Source organism: Pseudoalteromonas sp. P1-26 (genome assembly GCF_001401795.1).
Classification (GTDB): domain Bacteria; phylum Pseudomonadota; class Gammaproteobacteria; order Enterobacterales; family Alteromonadaceae; genus Pseudoalteromonas.
The window spans coordinates 1-17,276 of the sequence record NZ_LKDX01000034.1 but is presented as its reverse complement, the minus strand read 5'-3'; the positions used below and the strand labels follow the sequence as shown (position 1 = coordinate 17,276).

General features: G+C 40.8%; 18 protein-coding genes. 6 read left to right on the top strand and 12 right to left on the bottom strand.

Features of this window, described 5'->3' with window-relative positions:
- Window positions 1-98: 98 nt before the first annotated feature.
- Window positions 99-950: a translation elongation factor Ts gene (gene tsf / locus AN394_RS15440; protein ID WP_054562045.1), complete on the bottom strand. Its 852-nt coding sequence runs from the start codon at window positions 948-950 to the stop codon at window positions 99-101.
- A gap of 103 nt (window positions 951-1,053) precedes the next feature.
- Window positions 1,054-1,782 carry a 30S ribosomal protein S2 gene (gene rpsB / locus AN394_RS15435; protein WP_054562046.1) on the bottom strand — a complete coding sequence of 243 codons (729 nt, stop codon included), beginning with the start codon at window positions 1,780-1,782 and terminating at the stop codon, window positions 1,054-1,056.
- A 247-nt stretch (window positions 1,783-2,029) separates the two neighbouring features.
- Between rpsB and map the strand changes: the two genes are divergently transcribed.
- The 6 genes from map (at window position 2,030) to AN394_RS15405 (ending at window position 11,294) form a co-directional block, all read left to right on the top strand.
- Window positions 2,030-2,839, top strand: a complete 810-nt coding sequence (map, locus tag AN394_RS15430) for a type I methionyl aminopeptidase (protein WP_228482666.1) — start codon at window positions 2,030-2,032, stop codon at window positions 2,837-2,839.
- A 12-nt stretch (window positions 2,840-2,851) separates the two neighbouring features.
- Complete coding sequence (glnD, locus tag AN394_RS15425; protein ID WP_055021935.1) at window positions 2,852-5,470, top strand: [protein-PII] uridylyltransferase; 2,619 nt, start codon at window positions 2,852-2,854, stop codon at window positions 5,468-5,470.
- 9 nt (window positions 5,471-5,479) lie between these two features.
- A complete protein-coding gene (dapD, locus tag AN394_RS15420; protein WP_054553126.1) occupies window positions 5,480-6,307 on the top strand; it encodes a 2,3,4,5-tetrahydropyridine-2,6-dicarboxylate N-succinyltransferase in 828 nt (275 codons plus the stop codon).
- Between the two features lie 175 nt (window positions 6,308-6,482).
- Complete coding sequence (locus AN394_RS15415; protein WP_152968942.1) at window positions 6,483-6,878, top strand: hypothetical protein; 396 nt, start codon at window positions 6,483-6,485, stop codon at window positions 6,876-6,878.
- Between the two features lie 217 nt (window positions 6,879-7,095).
- Window positions 7,096-10,206, top strand: a complete 3,111-nt coding sequence (locus AN394_RS15410) for an efflux RND transporter permease subunit (protein WP_055021933.1) — start codon at window positions 7,096-7,098, stop codon at window positions 10,204-10,206.
- Window positions 10,203-11,294, top strand: coding sequence for an efflux RND transporter periplasmic adaptor subunit (locus AN394_RS15405; RefSeq protein ID WP_408003014.1), 1,092 nt, complete (start codon window positions 10,203-10,205; stop codon window positions 11,292-11,294). Before AN394_RS15410 ends, AN394_RS15405 begins: the two co-directional genes overlap by 4 nt.
- Window positions 11,295-11,522: 228 nt before the next feature.
- Here AN394_RS15405 and AN394_RS15400 read toward each other — a convergent pair whose 3' ends face one another.
- From AN394_RS15400 to AN394_RS15360, 10 genes are all read right to left on the bottom strand, one after another.
- Window positions 11,523-11,795: a hypothetical protein gene (locus AN394_RS15400; protein ID WP_055021932.1), complete on the bottom strand. Its 273-nt coding sequence runs from the start codon at window positions 11,793-11,795 to the stop codon at window positions 11,523-11,525.
- A gap of 32 nt (window positions 11,796-11,827) precedes the next feature.
- Window positions 11,828-12,979: a polymorphic toxin-type HINT domain-containing protein gene (locus tag AN394_RS22060; protein WP_082423005.1), complete on the bottom strand. Its 1,152-nt coding sequence runs from the start codon at window positions 12,977-12,979 to the stop codon at window positions 11,828-11,830.
- Window positions 12,980-13,000: 21 nt separating this feature from the next.
- Window positions 13,001-13,216, bottom strand: coding sequence for a hypothetical protein (locus AN394_RS15390; protein ID WP_055021930.1), 216 nt, complete (start codon window positions 13,214-13,216; stop codon window positions 13,001-13,003).
- Window positions 13,217-13,353: 137 nt separating this feature from the next.
- On the bottom strand, window positions 13,354-13,740 hold the full coding sequence (locus AN394_RS15385; protein ID WP_055021929.1) for a hypothetical protein: 387 nt from the start codon (window positions 13,738-13,740) through the stop codon (window positions 13,354-13,356).
- A gap of 191 nt (window positions 13,741-13,931) precedes the next feature.
- Window positions 13,932-14,273, bottom strand: coding sequence for a hypothetical protein (locus AN394_RS15380; protein WP_055021928.1), 342 nt, complete (start codon window positions 14,271-14,273; stop codon window positions 13,932-13,934).
- A gap of 77 nt (window positions 14,274-14,350) precedes the next feature.
- Complete coding sequence (locus tag AN394_RS15375; protein WP_055021927.1) at window positions 14,351-14,584, bottom strand: hypothetical protein; 234 nt, start codon at window positions 14,582-14,584, stop codon at window positions 14,351-14,353.
- Window positions 14,585-15,036: 452 nt separating this feature from the next.
- Window positions 15,037-15,195 (bottom strand): hypothetical protein, encoded by a 159-nt coding sequence (locus AN394_RS22055; RefSeq protein ID WP_161805759.1) that lies wholly within the window; start codon window positions 15,193-15,195, stop codon window positions 15,037-15,039.
- A gap of 184 nt (window positions 15,196-15,379) precedes the next feature.
- Entirely contained in the window at window positions 15,380-16,045 is a 666-nt protein-coding gene (locus tag AN394_RS15370; protein WP_152966947.1) for a hypothetical protein, read from the bottom strand.
- Window positions 16,046-16,128: 83 nt separating this feature from the next.
- The gene (locus tag AN394_RS15365; protein WP_054562053.1) at window positions 16,129-16,413 is read right to left on the bottom strand and encodes a hypothetical protein; all 285 of its coding nucleotides are present in this window, start codon (window positions 16,411-16,413) and stop codon (window positions 16,129-16,131) included.
- Window positions 16,414-16,547: 134 nt separating this feature from the next.
- Window positions 16,548-16,934, bottom strand: coding sequence for a hypothetical protein (locus AN394_RS15360; protein WP_054562054.1), 387 nt, complete (start codon window positions 16,932-16,934; stop codon window positions 16,548-16,550).
- Between the last annotated feature and the right edge of the window lie 342 nt (window positions 16,935-17,276).

Sequence of the window (17,276 nt, the reverse complement as noted above, 5' to 3'; positions counted from 1 at the left end):
ACATAAAACGCGGTTATTTTAAAGAATTTTCATCAGTGACGCAAAAGCTAATAGCAGATTAATTTCATCTTATTGCCCTACGTCACTAAGTTAGAAAATTACTCGCCTTTTGCAGCAGCGATTTGAGCAGCTACTTCAGCAGCGAAGTCTTCTTCTTTACGCTCGATACCTTCACCAACTTCTAAACGGATGAAGTTAGAAACAGTTGCGCCTTTCTCTTTAAGAATTTCGCCAACTGATTTTTTAGGTTCCATGATGAAAGCTTGACCAGTAAGAGAGATCTCACCAGTGAATTTCTTCATACGACCGATAACCATTTTCTCAGCGATTTCAGCAGGCTTGCCTTCGTTCATCGCGATATCGATTTGAACTGCTTTTTCTTTTTCAACAACGTCAGCTGGTACGTCTTCTGGGTTTACGAACTCAGGCTTAGACGCAGCTACGTGCATAGCAACTTGCTTAAGTGTTTCTTCGTCAGCTTCACCAACTACAACAACACCGATACGGTCGCCGTGGCGGTAAGAAGAAAGCTTGTCACCGTCGATGTACTCAACGCGACGAACGTTGATGTTTTCACCGATTTTAGCAACTAGAGCAACACGAGTTTCTTCGAATTGTGCTTTAAGTGCTTCGATGTCTGCTTTAGTTTCTGCAGCAGCGTCAAGAACTTGGTTAGCGAAACCAAGGAAGTTAGCGTCTTTAGCAACGAAGTCAGTTTGACAGTTAACTTCAAGAAGTGCAGCGAAACCGTTACCTTCTTTGATTAAGATTGTACCTTCAGCAGCGATGTTACCTGCTTTTTTAGCAGCCTTTGCAGCACCGCTCTTACGCATGTTTTCGATCGCTAACTCGATGTCACCGTTAGTTTCAGTTAACGCTTTTTTACAATCCATCATGCCAGCGCCAGTACGCTCGCGTAATTCTTTAACTAGGGCAGCAGTTACAGCCATTAGAATATCCTCAATTGAATTCTGTTATAGGGAAGCGGTATAGGCCGCTTAACAAGAATAACAAGTCTTCACCTTAAATAGATGAAGACTTGATGACAGCTAATTACTCAGCTTCTACGAAGTCGTCTTTCTCAGCTTGAGCAACGATGTTGTTCTCACGACCTTCAGTGATCGCAGCTGATACAGCGCCTGTGTAAAGTTGGATAGCACGGATCGCATCGTCGTTACCAGGTACGATGTAATCAACACCGTCTGGGTTAGAGTTAGTATCAACGATAGCAACAACTGGAATACCTAGGTTGTTAGCTTCACGGATAGCGATGTGCTCGTGGTCTGCATCGATAACGAAAAGCGCGTCAGGAAGACCGCCCATGTCTTTGATACCACCAAGGCTCTTTTCAAGCTTTTCCATTTCACGAGTAAGCATTAACGCTTCTTTCTTAGTTAATTTCTCGAAAGTACCGTCTTGGCTTTGCGCTTCAAGGTCTTTAAGACGCTTGATTGATTGACGAACTGTTTTCCAGTTAGTCAACATACCACCTAACCAACGGTGGTTTACGTAGAACTGCTCGCTTTGGATCGCTGCTTCTTTAACTGCTTCGCTTGCTGCGCGCTTAGTACCAACGAAAAGTACTTTACCTTTGTTAGAAGCTGCGTTCGATAAGAACTTAAGTGCTTCGTTGAACATTGGTACAGTTTGCTCTAGGTTGATGATATGAACACGGTTACGAGCGCCGAAGATGAAAGGCTTCATCTTAGGGTTCCAGTAACGTGCCTGGTGACCAAAGTGAACACCAGCTTGAAGCATATCGCGCATTGAAACGTTTGCCATTTGTATAATCCTCTATAATTTAGGGTTAGGCCTCCACATATCCCATAGCACCAACACCGTAGTTAATTTGTAACTTAAGTGCACCCAAGTGTATGTGACGATACGTGTGTGTGTTAAAATAAAATTGTGTTTGCCTTAAATACAAAAAATCAGTTAAGAATTTATTTGTAAAAAGACGGCGCGCTTTATACCATATTAAAATTGAAAACTCAACGTCTAGTGCAAAATTTGTGCACTAAAAACTGACCTGAAAAACAACTTTGGAGCCTCAATGAGTGCTGTGATCAAGACCCCTGAAGAAATCGAAAAAATGCGTGTTGCCGGGCGCTTAGCCGCCGAGGTACTAGAAATGATAGAACCGCATGTGGTGCCAGGTGTAACCACAGATGAACTAAATACAATTTGTCATGATTATATTGTTAATGTTCAAGATGCTATTCCAGCACCGCTTAATTATCACGGTTTCCCAAAATCAATTTGCACCTCAGTGAACCATGTAATTTGTCACGGTATTCCAAATGACAAACCACTTAAAGAAGGCGATAGCGTAAATATCGACGTAACTGTGATCAAAGATGGCTATCACGGTGACACATCGAAGATGTTCCACGTTGGTACGCCTAACATTCAAGGCAAGCGTCTTGCTGATATCACACAAGAAAGCCTTTACCTTGCGATTAAAATGGTAAAACCAGGCGTACGCTTAGGTGATATTGGTGCTGCAATTCAAAAATACGCAGAGGGCTTTAGCTATTCAATCGTTCGTGAATATTGTGGTCACGGCATTGGTGCTGAGTTCCACGAAGAGCCACAAGTAATGCACTATGGTAAAGCAGGTACTGGCGAAGTATTAAAAGCAGGTATGTGCTTAACAATCGAGCCTATGGTTAATGCTGGTAAACGCCAATGTAAGCTACTAAAAGACAACTGGACTGTCGTAACAAAAGACCGTTCACTGTCTGCACAGTGGGAACATACACTGTTAGTGACTGAAAATGGTGTTGAAATTTTAACGCTCCGATCAGATGATACTATTGACAGGATCATCGAACACTAGGAGCCAGCCCCAGTGGCATTACCCAATAAAGTAAAAAAGTTGCTCAGCCAAGCTGAGCAACTTAGCGATTATCGCGACTGTTCTAGTTATTTTTATAAATGGCTACAGAACGAATTCTCAAAACAACCCGTTAGCAACTTAATTAATGCCCGCGCTGAGTTTATCGACCGCTTATTAATTAAACTGTTTCACGATTACGATCTTGCTCACGAAAGTGATCTTGCCCTGATTGCTGTGGGTGGTTATGGTCGTGGCGAACTACACCCCTATTCCGATATCGACTTTATGTTGCTAGTAAGCGAGCAGCCAAGTGAAGCCGTGTGCGAAAAAATTGGCCAGTTCGTTACCATGCTTTGGGATCTAAATTTAGAAATTGGTCACAGCGTTCGCACTATAGAACAAGCATTAGAACAAAAACGCGAAGATGTGACATTTGCCACCAGCTTACTCGAAAGCCGATTAATTTTCGGTAACCATATCGAATTCGAAAAATTAAAAAATCATTTAATTGATACGCCTATTTGGCGTTCAGACGAATTCTTTTTGGCAAAAGTACAAGAACAAAGTTTACGCCATAAAAAATGCCATGGTACGGCTTATAACCTTGAACCCAATATCAAAGAGAACCCGGGTGGCCTGCGCGACTTACAGACCATTATTTGGGTTGCTAAAAAGCACTTTAGAGCCGAAACATTACAAGAACTCATAAATCACGGCTATCTTACTCACGAAGAATACCAAGAGCTGTCTGAGTGTTTGGAAAACCTATGGAACATTCGTTTTGCGCTGCACATCGCTGCGGGTCGCTCTGAAAACCGCTTATTGTTCGATCATCAACCTAACGCCGCTGAAATTCTTGGCTTTGGTAGTGATGGTAAAGCCTCGGTCGAGCGCATGATGAAACGCTTATTTAGGATCATGAGCCGCGTACGTGAGCTTAACCAAATGCTGCTTTCATACTTTGAGCAAAGCATTTTACCGGGTGCCGGTGAGTTACCTGTGATTGAGCTTGACCGTAACTTTGAGCGTATTGGCCATCAAATTCGTGTTAAGAATCCATCGGTGTTCTTCCGCCGTGATCAGCTATTTGTGTTGTTCGAGCATATTGCTGATAACCCAGAGATCACCCATATTTACCCAAGTACCATACGTACAATGCGCCAAGTTCGCCGTCGTTTATTGGGTGATTTACAAGACTACGCCGCCTGTCGCGAAGCATTTTTGCGTTTAATCAAACACCCTAACGGTATGGGCCGCGCATTTACGCTGATGCACAAACACGGCATTATTGCTGCCTACTTACCACAGTGGCGTAATATTTTTGGGCAAATGCAGTTTGATTTATTCCATGCCTACACCGTGGATGAACATACCCATAAACTCATCAACAATATTTATAAGTACTTTGATAAATCAAAAGTCAGCGAATTTCCGTTATGTAGTGAAATTGTCACTCGCATGGACAAGCCTGAGTTACTTTATTTAGCCGGTATTTTCCACGATATTGCTAAAGGCCGTGGTGGCGATCACTCTGAGCTTGGTTCAGTTGATGCAATTGCGTTTGCTAAGCTACACCGCTTCCCAGCCTCAGATGGCAAGCTGATTTCGTGGTTAGTGGCTAATCACTTACTTATGTCGGTTACAGCGCAGCGCAAAGATATTAATGACCCAGATGTGATTAAAGACTTTGCCAGTAAAGTGAAAAATGAGCGCCAGCTTGACTACTTGTACTGCTTAACGTTAGCCGATATTCGCGCAACTAACGATAACCTGTGGAACGATTGGAAAAATACCCTACTACGTGAGCTGTATTTACACACCCAGCGCGCGCTTCGTTTAGGGCTTGAAAACCCAATGGACCAACGTGATCAAATACGTGATAAAAAACAGCAAGCCAAACAGCGCTTACTGAACCACGGTTGTAACGAAGATCAAATCGACTTAATTTGGAGTCGCTTTAAAGCCAATTACTTTACTGCTTTTAGCGAGCAACAGATTTCGTGGCACACAGAGCACCTACTAAGCTGTGAAGATTTAAGCCAGCCTAGCGTTGCCGTGTCTAACACCGCAATGCATGGTGGTACACAAGTATTTGCTTATAGCCCTTACTCGGGCAGTTTATTCTCACGTTTAGTTAGTGTGATTGGTTCGAAAAAAGCACAAATTCAACATGCGCAGGTACTGACCACAAAAGATGGCTACGTGCTATTTAGCTTTGTTATTTTAGAGGTCAATGGTGACCCGATTGCGAGTAACCGTTCGCAAGGCATTAAACGTGCTTTAGATCTTGCAATTAGCGACCCGAAAAAGAAAATTCGCCTCAAAAAGAATCGCTCTCAGCGCTTCAAAGACTTTAATATCAAACCAAAAATTGTGCTTAGACCGCATGCCCGTAAAGACCGCAGTTTAATTGAAATTCAGGCGGTGGATATTCCGGGTCTATTAACAAAAATTGCAGAAGTATTTCAAGCGCACTTATTACATATTCATGCCGCACGGATCACCACAGTTGGTGAGCGTGCAGAAGATTTCTTCGTGGTATCAAATAACGAATACCAAGCATTAACAGACGAAGAACAGGCTAAAATTCATCAAGCATTGCGTAAAAAACTCAACGCAGAAACCGAATAAGAGGATCTTATGTCAGATTTAAAAACCATGATCGAAAACGCCTGGGACAACCGCGATAGCATCAGCCCAAGCACGGTATCAAGTGAAGTAAAACAAGCTATTATTGACGCGCTTGAATTACTTGATAGCGGCGCTGCACGTGTTGCTGAAAAAATCAGTGGTGAGTGGGTTGTACATCAATGGTTAAAAAAAGCGGTGCTACTGTCTTTCCGTATTCGTGATAACCAACCAATGAGCGATGGTGTTAATCAGTTTTACGACAAAGTACCACTTAAATTTAGCGACTATACACCAGAGCAATTCCAACAAGGCGGCATGCGTGTTGTGCCTAATGCTGTGGCACGTAAAGGCAGCTTCGTAGGTAAAAACGTGGTGCTTATGCCATCTTATGTCAACATTGGCGCCTACGTTGATGAAGGTACCATGGTTGATACATGGGCAACGGTTGGCTCATGTGCACAAATTGGTAAAAACGTTCACTTGTCGGGCGGTGTAGGCATTGGTGGTGTGCTTGAGCCACTACAAGCTAACCCAACTATTATTGAAGACAACTGCTTTATTGGCGCACGTTCTGAAATTGTTGAAGGTGTTGTAGTTGAAGAAGGCGCCGTTATCTCGATGGGTGTTTACATCAGCCAAAGCACTCGTATCTATGACCGTGAAACTGGCGAAATCCATTACGGCCGAGTACCAGCCGGTGCGGTTGTTGTTCCTGGTTCTTTACCGTCAAAAGATGGTTCGCACAGCCTATACGCTGCCATCATAGTGAAAAAAGTTGATCAACAAACTCGTGAAAAAGTAGGTATTAATGCCCTACTTCGCTCGATTGATGAATAATAAAGCGGAGCTTTAACCTGTCAGCCGTCAGCTTTAAGTTTTAGAGATTAAGAAGCGCGATGCTAGCTAGTTTCGCGCTTTTTTATTATCTGTAATGCAATGATTTTTAGCTAGTTTGTTGAGATATACTCACAAATATGTTTTAGTATAAAAAACAAACAAATCAATAGTGAAAATGTTTAAGTCTTTTCGGAGTTTTACCCACACGGAGTTATTTTATTACACAGGGTTATTCTATCTTGTGGCAATCTTGCTGTTTGTATCACGTAGCTATCTATACGAATTGCTTATAACCGATACCAATTCACATCGCGCTGAGGTCAAAAAACTTGAAGTTGCTTTAACATCGCACGTTCGTAAAGAATATGTTTTTGAAGCATTGCAAGCGACCTTAGATGGCCTTGCAACCCCAGATCGAGTTGAAGTTACAATCCAGTGTTATACAGCTTTGTGTGATGTTAGTTTTACGAACCCGTTTATTATCATTAACGACCACAACCACTACAGTGCAGAAGTAAAGCGTGTGTTTGAGCAAAATGTTGCTGCCATTCGCCGAAAAGATATTCATTAAGCTGATCTGCTTCTCATTTAGCGCTTTTTTGTGCTTAGAGCTTAAGGCTTTTAACTTAGAGCTCCCCAGCTAAATTGTTACATCTTATTTCAAATACACATTTTATCGCTTAATTACGGCTATTCAGCGTTACTTCTGAAACACATTTCATTTACCTCACTGGCACTTTTTTTACATCGCACTACAATGCACACAAACTGATTTTGGAACACACACAATGAACCTGACACGTAGTTCGCTGAAAAACCCTGCGAGTGTTATTGTCATCTTGGTGTTGATTATGTTGTTTGGCATGTTGAGTATTTTTAAGCTGCCAATTCAGCTCACACCAGATATCGAGCAACCGCAGATCACTATTTTCTCTGGCTGGCGCCAAGCTGCACCTGAAGAGATTGAATCGGTGATCATTGAGCCGCTCGAGAACGCAGTAAAAAACACCCCGGGTGCCTTAGAGGTTAATACTTACATTAACCGTGGCAATGGCTCTATCACGTTGACTTTTGCTGTTGGGCAAAACATGCAACAGGCCATGCTTGATGTGTTAACTAGCCTTAACCAAGCGCCGCCTTTGCCGTTAGATGCATTTGATCCTGTGGTTTTTGCTGGCGGTAATAATGGAGAAGCCGCTGCAACGTTACTGGTCACCCCAAAAGATTTTAATAGCGACAGCCTTGATTTAGACATGGCGCAGTTCCAAAAACAAATCGATGAATTTGTTGAGCCCCGTTTGGCACGTATTCCTGGTGTTGCCCGCGTTGATTTAGCCAGTGAGCGACCAAAAGAGTTACGTATCACCTTTGACCCTCACAAAGCCGCCGCACTTGGCGTCAGCCTTGACCAAATCAGTAACGTATTAGCCAGCTCACGCGATACCTCTGGTGGCCTTGCCAATGTTGGCCGTCGTCAATATACCGTACGTTTTACTGGGCAATATGATTTATCGAGCATGGCACAAATGCGCGTTGGTTATTCAGGCGATAGACCCATTTACCTTGGCGATATTGCAAGTGTAGAGCGCACTTTTTCTGACCGTTTAGGGATGAGTGGTCGAAATGGTAAACCCGCGTATTACATTCGTATTTCGCGCGCTAACGAAGCCAATACCGTTGCCCTACTCGACGAAATTAACCTTGCCATTAAAGAGCTAAACGAAGGGCCGCTGGCTGAGAATGGCTTATCGATTGAATTAAGTTTTGATGCCTCAGTGCATATTCGTAATGCTTTGTCGTTGGTTAAAAGTAACTTAGGCCTAGGTGTTCTGCTGTCGTGTTTAATCTTGTGGCTGTTCTTTAGAGGCTTAAAGGCCACGTTTGTGATTGCAGCAACAATTCCTGTTTCTTTATTAGTCGCGTTTTTAACGTTAAATATTTTTGACCGCAGTTTAAATGTTATTTCACTGGCGGGTCTTGCCTTTGCTGTTGGCTTAGTACTTGATGCCGCCATCATTGTGCAAGAAAACATCGCAAGGCTCAGAAGTGAAGGCTTTGATAGTAAAAAAGCCGCGCTAAAAGGCGCAGCTCAAGTAACAGGTGCCTTATTTGCCTCAACCACCACCAGCGTTGCTATCTTCTTGCCTATTTTATTTATGGCAGGTATTGAGGGGCAGTTATTCTCTGACTTGGCACTCACCTTATCTATTGCTGTTATTGCCTCTATGATTTGCGCAATTACACTTATTCCGTTGGCTAACCATTTTTGGCCAGACAAAGAGCTCAAAGCGGATCCTTATCGTGAATATTGGCACAAGCTGACTAACTTCATCATGGCGCTTACCAATACCCGCGTTAAACAAATAGTGTGGATAGTGTCGTTATTGGGTGGCTCAGTCGTCGCGACCATGACCATGCTACCGAAAACTGATTTTATGCCGCGCGCACCAACCGATGGCTTTTTCTTTAACTTAAATACCCCGCCTGGCGGCAATGTGCAGTTTATGGAAGAGGAGCTGCTGATGCGTATCAAAAAGCGCTTAATGCCTTATTACACAGGTGAAAAAGAGCCGGGGATAAAAGATTTTAACTTTTATGCTTTTGGTTCGAATGCTGGCGGCTTTATTTATTCTGCCGATCCGCAACGTGTTGAAGAATTAATGAAGGTAGCCCGAGAAGAAATCTTCATCGATTTACCCGACACCCAAGTATTCTTCTTTAGAGGGTCGATGATCCAAGTTGCTAATGGCGGTGATGGTCGTAATATCAATATCGATTTAACGGGCCCGAATATGGACGAGCTAATCGCCGGTGCTAATGTGGCGCTGCAAGCTGTCACCGACGCAATGCCGAATGCCACTGCAAGGCCACAACCACGACTCGATATGGCAGAGCCAGAACTTAGGCTCACACCCAATGACCGTCGTATAACCCAAGCTGGGCTAACTCGTCGTGATGTATCTCAAGCAGTGCAAGCCTACACAGGTGGGTTATTTGTTAATGAATACTTTGATGGCAACGAACGCATGAACGTGATTTTGCGCGGTATACCGTGGCAAACCCCAGAAGAGCTTAAAGCACTACCCATTGTGACCCCGCAATCAGGTATTCAAACTTTAGGCGAACTTGCCAATATTGAACGCACCGTAGGACCAACCCAGCTTAGGCGTGTTAATGGCCGTCGTACCGTGAGTATTGTTGTCACGCCACCAGCAGACATGAGCTTGCAACAAGCGCAAACTATTCTCTCAGAGCAAGTTATGCCAAAAGTACGTGCAAGCTTACCCGACAGCTCTGGCGCGATTTTGGCGGGTAACGCACAAAAGATGAATTCGGCCATGCAAGAAATGACAATCAACTTTATCTTGGCTCTGTTTATTTTATTCTTACTAATGACCGCATTGTTTAAGTCAGCCAAAGACAGCGCATTAGTTTTACTGGTCATGCCATTGGCAATTGCAGGCGGTGTCCTGGCCCTATTCGTACTTAACTTATTTACCTTCCAATCACTCGACTTACTGACCATGATTGGCTTTATTATCTTGCTGGGTCTGGTGGTAAATAATGCCATTTTATTGGTTGACCAAACCCGTGTTGCGATGGCCGCAGGACTCAGTCGAGAAGGCGCCGTTCGTCAAGCTGTACTGCTGCGCGCAAGACCCGTTTACTTAAGTACTTTAACCAGCTTATTTGGCATGCTGCCACTGATGCTAATGCCGGGGGTAGGATCAGAAATTTACCGTGGTCTTGCCACTGTGATCGTCGGCGGCATGGCCATTAGCGCCCTATTCACCCTGATATTAATGCCAAGTTTATTGCAACTTGGCAGACAACTGCCGCCTGTTAATAACAAACAGCAACCAGAAAAAACGCCTTTAAGCTTGGTATCGAATCAATGAGTATTAAAACAATGAACACACCTTTTCGTAAATTAACCGCTCGTTTTTGTGCGCTATTCAGTCTTATCGCATTTAACGCCTTTGCAGTCGTACCTGTTACAGTAGAAACCGTCACACAAGCCCCGCTTACAAGCGAAATTGAAGTAAGCGGCACTTTGTATGGCAAAGATGATGTAACCTTAACAGCAGGCGTTAGCGGGCGTTTATTATATGTTGTTGAGCCAGGTACTCTGGTTAAAAGTGGCGATACCCTAGTACGTATGGATACTTTGCCGCTTGAACTTGAAAAAGCACGCCAGCAAGAAATGCTCAATCGCGCCAAAATAAACTTACGTTTATATCAACAAGAACTCGCTCGTTTACAAAAACTCGCCAAAGCCAGCAGTGCTGCAGCAAGCCAAGTCGATGATATGCAAAATAAGCATGATCTTGCGTTATCTGATATCGCACTGGCTAAGGTTGAATTAAAAGTAATAGACGATCAGCTTTCGCGTGCAACAGTGCGCGCCCCATTTGATGGCGTGATCAGCGAGCGCTTTAAACGCGCTGGTCGCGAAATAAATCGTGCAGATGAACTGGTCACCCTGCTTGATATTAATAACTTAGAAGTGCGTTTGTACGTGCCTGTTAAATACTTAAAGTTTTTACACAAAGGCATAGAGTTACCAATTCAAGCCGGCGACTTATCAGCCCCTGATATGACAACAGCCACCGTAACAGCGGTGATCCCATCAACCGATCCGCGTTCACAAACCGTAGAAGTACGTGCCTTACTACCCAATGATGCCGAGCAGACATGGGCAATTGGCCAACTGGTAGATGTAGCCGTGCCACTAAAAAGCAAAGGTGATGTACTACTGGTGAATCGCGATGCACTGATCTTACGCAAAAAAGGCACCCATATCGTCAAAATCGACAACGACAACAAAGCCCTGCAAATTCCCGTAAAAGTCGGTAATGGTAAAGACAAACTTGTTGAAGTCACCCCGACTTCTAACATCACTTTAAATGCGGGCGATAAAGTGGCAGTACGCGGCGCCGAGCAACTACAAACCGGGCAAGAAGTCGAAGTTCAGGTAAAGCAATAACTGCTAGGCTTGAGATGACTGCCAGCTATTTAATATTTTAAGAGCTGGCAGTTCTGATAAAAAGTAGTAACGATTATTAAAAGTTGCGCTTGTTTTTGACTTTCTAGGAAGCAAGACAAGACCTCTTTATTCTTATACTCTGCTCCTAGTTCTACTCTCTTAGTTCCCTCAATGACATACTATATAATAAAGCCTCGTCTAGCGAGGCTTTGGATTCAAACAAATAGACTATAAAGCTTTCCCATCTTCAAACCTAAAGTGCTCTTGAGAAGCTGAAGTAAACCTCCCAATAAACTTAGCCTCGTAATGTAGTGGCTTTTTAGGTGTAAAATAGTCTTTTTCTAAACACCAATCATACACCCCTTGATTTAAGGGGTATTCAGTTAGCAGCCCAGTTAGGCTATGTTTATTAATCCAACTTTCTGCTTGTGAGTAGTCAGAGAATACACCGCTGGAGAAAGTCGCTCCATCTCCGTGAAATACCCAAACTGATTCATTCATTGTTCAAATTCTCCAATAATTGCAAAAAAGATTCACGAGTTGTTTTCTCTATCTTGCAAAACTTTACCTATCTTCTTAACAGCACGCCTTATTTTACTCTTGTTAGCGTCTACCACTTTCTTCTGTTTACCTGTCAACTCTAGACTACCTTTAATAGGCTTACCATTTTGTCCAATTTTGGTTTTTCCACCACCACCGTTAAAATGAACATGTGCAGGGGCGTGATCATTTCCTTTATAATAGTGTTCAACAGTCACTCCATCCTGTTCTGCAATTTTACTGTCAGGTAATTGTGGTTTACCACAATTATGAACAAGTACATTTTGTTCGGTAACAAAGTAAGTATGGAAATCTTCTACAGTGAAATTATACGCAGTATCTATTCTATTCAAAGATTTCAATGAAGACACTTTGATAGGTACGCCTCCATTATTTATGAATTGATCACCAAGTGTAAGGTCAACTGTGTTGACCCAGCCTTTCCCAATTACATAAAACGGATGACTCTCTGTTGACTCAATAGTTTGATAACTTCCTTCAGGAGAGACTATGCCAATTTCATATATGTCTTTGTCTAATACAGTCCATTGATGTGTTACTTTTTTCCATGCAGATTCATTTGTCTCAACATTGGTAGCCCAAACTAAATCACCTACTTGGATATTTTCGATACCCTTATAACCTTCCTTTGTTAAAACTTGAGTACCAGCAACAAAACAACTTAGCGGACAGGGACTACTTTTACTTCCCTTCATTACTTTAGCTAAACGCTTTGCTTTTTGTAATGTTTTAGCCGGGTTTACAATCCCTACAGCTGCATCAGTAACTGCGCTTCCTAAATTCAACTCCCCTGTTTCTGCATAGTTTAATGCGGCTCCAAGTGCGACATCTGCTATAAACTTAATAGCAAAGTTAGCAAATTTACCCGTCGGGTCATTTTTATTTAATGGATCATTACCTACATACGCATACATATTCATCCCATCTTTATATCCAATGGGATCAGTCTGCATAAAACGCCCTAATTCAGGGTGGTAAACCCGTGCTTTGTAGTGATAAAGCTTAGTACCTGGGATTAAGATTTGACCTGTGTAACGAAAACGCGATGAGCTGGTATTAATCGGCTCTCCAAATGGGCCATATTTATGTGTTGCTATTAATGAACCTGAGCCATTCGTTTTCACTAATAAGTTGCCACTTCAGACTTACCAAGGGCAAAAAGCAAGACCTGACCCCTTCATTCCACCACCAAAAAATGACACCAACATTTCTTGACCGGACATACTTCCACCTTTGGAGATATAATCAAAAGTAAGGCCTACATTACCGCCTACAAAACCACAGACTATTGTTTGTAAAAATTCACCTGTAGGATCAACCATATTAATTGGATCATTCCCCACATAAGCATACAAATTCATCTGATTTTGAACTAAAGATCAAAAAAACACAGCTGCCTGCTTGGCCGGAGTTTTCTAATGGGTGACACTTTTGGCTCCCTCGCTCAAAACTAAGCCACTGTTAAGAGGCTTATATTCATGCGGCAAAAGAACCAAGATTATTTATAGTCACTTTCGAGTTCAAGATCAGATACTATTAGCTTTCTTAAGCTCTCTAAAACCAGCAAATACATGGCGTACTCATGGTACTTTAGATGATATTTTGAAAACCAAGATTTAAAATCAGTATTTTCAAATAGTGTTAACTTTTGTAGTTTAAGTAACTTTTCAGAGCGTCCGGAAATAGTCTGTTTAGAGTATTTATAGGCTACACCTTCGATAACTTCAGAATAGAATAGGGCTTCGCCATATATTGAAAATTGATCTTCTTCTAATGCAAAACACTCAACCCCGATAGCTTTAATATCTTTCCTTGCCTTTTCAAATTGCTTAAAACTTAAGTTCAACAAATTTTGAACTTGTTGTTCTGAATCGCTTAAATTCATAACTCTAATTTTTTCCGTATGTTAAAGTTTTCCCGTTCAACTCTATTTTGAATTCTCCATCTTTTCTAGTAAATGTCGTTGAACCATCAATATTGTGCTTTTTCCTAGCTCATTTTTTATTGAAATTACTGTTATGAGGGTCAAGTCTTGTTTTTTGCCTTATAAAAGCAAAAAGCAAGACCTGACAACTTTTACAAATTAGTTTTCTTATGAAGAAAGTACAAAGCGAGTAAGCCCAGTGCAGCTTGATAAACTATAACGAACCCTACTTGAATAATAGCTGTTGTAATTTCATCTGAAGATTCAAGTAGTAAGTATGCATTTTTAGAGACTATTGAAGTAACCAGTAGTGCTCCTAACGTTTTCGATAACAAATACTGCTTCATAACAAAAAGCACGGAAAAAATTACAGAAACGATGATGTTTATAATCTCCCATTGAGAAAGATGTAGAAACTTCGTAAACGCATGTAACAAAATACCGATTGCGGGAAGAAACAAAAAGAAAAAAATAACTATTAGTTTATGAATCATCTTTATTCCACCTTCTTATTAAGTTCTTCTTTTTTAGGGCCTTCAACAGAGGAGTTTGCTTTTTCCTATAGCTCCTACTACCTCTCTTTAAAAATCGCCATTAGTGCAATTAACACAGAAACAAGCACGGATCCCACACCAATAATTAAGATGCCCGTGAGTATGGAAAATAACGTCACATTTTCCGCATCGTCATATAAGAATAACAAAGCAACTCGTAAGGCAGAAAACCCGAAAAGTACAAAAAAGATATATTTAAATACACCTTTCCAATATCGACTAAAATTAGCTTTTTCTTGTTTACTGAACATTATTGTTTTTCCTTTTTTTGTGTAAGGTCCAGTTATATACATCAGCCCATTTACCAATGTATCTCTAATAGATGGTGTATTGCTAATTGATGATTCATTGACTGCATACCCTATTGCTCCAGCTGCACCGCTACCTGCTGGCAGAACGGCACAAATCAGATCCTATTTGCTTTGAGAAGTATTTCAAAGAAATCCTATTAATTCATTGGTTTATCTGCATCTGGGTTAAAGTACAGGTAAACAATTAGTAAGATGTAAACGCAAGCATAAACAAAAGGCCAAGCAAAAATATACCTTATGGCTATTTCAAAATTTGTACCGACCCTTTCTCCTATAGCGAGTCTGATAGTTACAAATATCATAATAAGTACCGTGGCCCATAATGCATGTTTAATTGGGCGTCTAAAAAAAATTTTTTTCTTTAAGCATTAATCAATTTCCTATACGACAACTTAGAGTTGCTTCTTTTTATTTAACTTAGAGTCAACTATCTTCGACGCAGAATTACCGACTAAATCCGACGTTACATCAACAGGCCACTTTATTCCAACCCCTTCGATTACAAATTTTATGTCATCAATCGAGCTTAATGCAGAGCTTAGTATATCCATAGCTCATCTATGCATTCATAGTCTTGTGCAATTTGAAAAACTTTGCCTACACTAGGAATTTGAGAAAATCCCTCAACTCTAATCTAAAACATATCTATTCCACTGATAGGATCAGGTCTTGTTTTTTTACTTATTAAAGTAAAAAAGATAGAGCAGCCCACTTCATATACGCTTAGTTAAAAAACTAAATAAATTTAGCTGAAGTAAGATCAAATTGTGACAATGTACTTTTTCCTTTTTTATATTCAAGAATATTGCCCTTTGATATAGAAAGCTTGCCTAGATAACTATTAAACAAGAGTTCTCTTGGTAGAGTCTTAGCAATAATTAGTTGATCTGCTAATTTGCAATCCAAATAAACAAATTGAGTTAATTTAAATTCATGCATTGAGAGTGTAGCAATGACTTTAGATTCTATTGATTTCTTGGCCGATACTTTTTCAGATTGAACCCATTCATTCTCATAATTGTTAGCTTCGAACCGTTGCAATATATCCAAGCTTTGTTCAAGAGGAATTGGCATTGCAGATATAGCAGCCGACAAAGCTTTTTCTAATATCCTTATGTAATGCTGTTGAAACTGAGAATCCTTTAAATGGCTTATTTTCTCTAACGGGTAATGAACTACAACTTCGAGGAAAGGCACAACTTTCATTGGCTGCACCCTTATCTCTGTACTGCCATCTGTCACATAAACATTTATTCGTGAGTATTTAGAGGTAAACTTGAGTTTACTGATTTCCCTTTCCCAAAAATTACACAAGCAACGAGACTTAAAAAGAAACACCTTTTTATCTTCTTCCGAATAATTACCGTCAAGGTAAAGTTCTATTTGACTTAACTTTGGCATAAATCTATTGCCTCTTAGTTTTAGACTTTTTAGAAGCCGAAAGGTAGCTCCACCCTCCATTTGCTCTAACCAGTAGAGTAATTTTATTTTTCGAGAGTGGCGATTATATTAATGATTGCTAACTCACCACTTATGAATTCAGAAAGACACCAAACAGATGTATTACCCTCTATTGCAATTGGCTGTAAATCGTCCTGTAAGCTACTCTTAAACAAAGAAAGACTTCTTTCAGATGTTTTTATTTCTTCAATACTTAATTGATTTAACCAACCCTTAGTTGCTTCTTGAATATTGTCACCCCTAGACTGAGATATGAAAGTACCGCCATTCCAATCCATTAAAAATGTATACAACTTTTTACCTGACATTTATCTATAACCTTTAATTTTTTTCAATCTATTGGGTTAGATTCTGCTTATGACTTTTTACTCAATAGGCATAAGACCTAAGCCTTCAAAATTAAACAATTCATTATTTTTACCAGCTACAGGGTACTAAAAAGTTAAACCTTACAATTTGTATCACCAAACTTAATTAAGTTGTTTAGTTGATGTTTTGATGCTTGGTATGGTGAGCACAAAACTTTAATGAATTGTGATTTATCTTCCTCATCCATATCAATCCAACTTCTAGTTTCTCGTATCCAATTCTTTATACATTCATAGCCATGCCAATCTTCATTTAGTTTAATTAATGACGACCAACCAATCGCTTCATCGTGCTCGCCGTTTTCTTGCAGAGCATGGACAATATCAGCAAGAATCCTTGATGATAAGTCTGCAATAATCCCACTATATGGAATGGCGGAATCAAAGTGCGACTCTTTGAACTTTGCCTCGACAATGGCTCTGTGAAGGGCCATCAACTCTGATGCTTTTGTAATATTCATATTTCCCAACCTAAAGTTTTAAGAGGGCCAAGTCTTGCTTTTGCCTTATGAAAGAAAAAACAAGGTCAGGGCCCTTCGACTTCCTTACTATCCAGAGTACCTAACTTAATTCCGATGACAGTACCAACAATCGCAAAGGCTATACTCAGAGGCACTTCTACAAACCATAAAGGTGGGATAAATAACGTTTGTAATAGTATCGATACAATTACTGTTCCCATTATAAAACTCAGTAAATATACACTTAGGGCATAAGTTAGTGCATCATTCTTTCTGTAATTTCGCCTGAGCTGGAAAAGGTGCAGGTCAAAGTTTATCCTTTTGATTTACCGACCAAAGTAA